Consider the following 2521-nt stretch of genomic DNA (forward strand, 5'->3'; position numbering starts at 1 on the left):
TGTTGAAGCGGGCCTGGATCTCGCGGTTCTTGATGCGGTTCTCGAGATCCGGCTTCACCCAGTACTTGAGGCTGGAGCCGAGGTCGGGGCCGCGGTGGACCAGGGTGACGCGGGCGCCGTGGCGCCAGAGGTCGAGCGCCGCCTCCGCCGCCGAGTTCTTGCCGCCCACCACCACCACGTCGCAGTCATAGTAAGGATGCGGCTCGCGGTAGTAGTGGAAGACCTTGGACAGCGATTCGCCGGGGACGTCCAGCAGGTTGGGGCGGTCGTAGTAGCCGGTAGAGACCACGATCTTGCGCACGCGCCACTCCTGGATGTGGTCGTAGGCGTCGGTGGTCAGCACCTGAAAGGCGCCGTCCCATCCGGCGATGGTCTCCACCTTCTCGTACTGGCGGACGTTCAGCTTGTAGTGCGCGGCCACGTGGCGGTAGTACTGCAGCGCCTCCTCGCGCGTGGGCTTCTGATGGGCCGTGGTAAAGGGCATGTCGCCGATCTCCAGCAGCTCCGGCGTGGTGAAGAAGGTCATGTTCGCCGGGTAGTGGTAGATGGAGTTGACCAGGCAGCCTTTCTCGATGAGCAGCGCGGAGAGGCCCACCTTCTGGACCTCGATGGCGCAGGCCAGGCCGGTGGGCCCGGCGCCCACTATCAGGACGTCCACTAGGGCGTAGTCGTCCGGGATGGGCTGAGCTTTGGGCTGGGTTTCCAGCAGCGACCCGGTTTTCGTGGATGCCATCGTCTAACATGATGCCACAAGGCCGGCCTACGACAAGCAGTAAGCGATAAGCAATAAGCGGGCACGGCGTCGCCACTTGCTATAATTTTTCCCTGGGTCTTGGCTTCCCATTCTCGAAGCCGACCAGGAGCCCTCATGGCAACCGCAACTGCAACCTCCACCCGCACGGAAAAAGATTCCATCGGGACGAAAGAGATCCCGGCGAACGTCTACTACGGCATCCAGACGGTGCGGGCGATGGAGAACTTCCCCATCTCCAGGATGCGGGCGCACCCCACGCTGATCCACGCCATGGGGATGATCAAGCAGGCAGCGGCGGAGGCCAACCTGGCGCTCGGCCTGGTGGATGAGAAGCGCGCCAACGCCATCATCGCCGCAAGCAAGGAAGTGGCCGAGGGCAAGTGGGATACGGAGTTCCTGGTGGACGTCTTCCAGGCGGGAGCCGGCGTCAGCTTCCACATGAACTCCAACGAGGTGATCGCCAACCGCGCCATCGAGCTCCTGGGCGGCAAGCTGGGCGACTACTCCGTGCTCCATCCCAACGACCACGTCAACTACGGGCAGTCCACCAACGACGTCTTCCCCACCGGCATGCGCCTGGGGGCGCTGCTGGAGCTGGAGAAGCTCAGCGTCGCGGTCGAAGCGCTCGCCGTCGCGCTCGACAAGAAGGGCAAGGAATTTTGGGACATCATGAAGTCGGGGCGGACGCACATGCAGGACGCGGTGCCCATGCGCCTGGGACAGGAGTTCGCCGCCTATGCGGGCGCGGCGCGGCGGGCGTGGATCGCCATCCGCGAGGGCGCCGGGTTCGCCCGCGAGATCGGGCTGGGCGGCTCGGCGGTGGGCACCGGGATCAACACCCATCCCGACTATCGCGAGAAGGCCATCGCCAACCTGGCGCGCATCTCTGGGCAGAGATTGGTGGTGGTGGACGACATGCGCTACGCCATGCAGTCGAACCTTTGTATGTCCACCATCTCCTCCACGCTGCGCAACCTGGCGCTGGAGATCATCCGCATCTCCAACGACCTGCGCCTGCTGGCCGCAGGGCCCAACACCGGCTTGGCCGAGATCAACCTGCCGGCGCTGCAGCCCGGCTCCTCCATCATGCCGGGGAAGATCAACCCGGTGATACCGGAGCTGGCAGCCATGGTTTCATTCCAAGTGGTCGGCAACGACGTGGCCGTGGCCATGGCGGTGCAGGCGGGACAGCTCGAGCTGAACGTCATGATGCCCACCATGAGCTACAACGTGATGCAGTCCATCAGCATCCTGACGAACATGTTGCGGCAGTTCACCGACTTCTGCGTGGCCGGGCTCACGGCGAACCCCAAGCGCTGCGACTTCTACGCCCAGAGCACGGTTTCGCTGGCCACTGCGCTTAATCCTTATATCGGCTATGCCAAGGCGGCGGAGATCGTGAAGGAGTCCGTGGCCACAGGCCGCTCCATCATTGACATCGCACGGGAGAAGAAGCTGCTGTCGGAGAAAGAGATTGCCGAGATCCTCGACCCGGCGAGGATGACCGAGCCGCAGCGCCCGCTGGAGGCGGCAGCCAAGCGCGAGGACATCAAGGCCAAGAAGTAATTCCTGCCGCCGACTAGTACGCCCACCGGAGCAGCGTAGCCCCGGTAGTAAATCCTGCTCCCACGGAGGCCAGCAGCACCAAGTCTCCCTTTTTCAGCTTGCCCTGGTCGAGTGCCGTCTGCATGGCCAGCGGGATGGTGCCGGCGGTGGTGTTGCCGAACTCGTCGATGTTGATGATGACGCGGTCGGGGTTCAGGCCGA

Annotated in this window: 3 protein-coding genes; 1 reads left to right on the forward strand and 2 read right to left on the reverse strand. The window is 64.1% G+C overall.

From position 1 onward, the window contains the following. A partial coding sequence (locus VGQ94_08830; protein ID HEV2022620.1) for an NAD(P)-binding domain-containing protein occupies positions 1-733 on the reverse strand: 733 nt, incomplete at its 3' end. 135 nt (positions 734-868) lie between these two features. On the opposite strand from VGQ94_08830, the gene VGQ94_08835 reads away from it, so the two are divergent. Then, positions 869-2320: an aspartate ammonia-lyase gene (locus tag VGQ94_08835; protein ID HEV2022621.1), complete on the forward strand. Its 1452-nt coding sequence runs from the start codon at positions 869-871 to the stop codon at positions 2318-2320. 13 nt (positions 2321-2333) lie between these two features. Here the strand turns inward: VGQ94_08835 and VGQ94_08840 are convergent. After that, on the reverse strand, positions 2334-2521 hold a 188-nt coding region (locus VGQ94_08840), incomplete at its 5' end, for a 3-oxoacyl-[acyl-carrier-protein] synthase III C-terminal domain-containing protein (protein ID HEV2022622.1).

The organism is Terriglobales bacterium (assembly GCA_035937135.1).
Classification (GTDB): domain Bacteria; phylum Acidobacteriota; class Terriglobia; order Terriglobales; family Acidobacteriaceae; genus DASYVL01.

What these genes read in the sequence shown, in the direction of transcription:
- VGQ94_08835 (HEV2022621.1), top strand. Translation starts at nt 869, where the DNA reads ATGGCAACCGCAACTGCAACCTCCACCCGCACGGAAAAAGATTCCATC.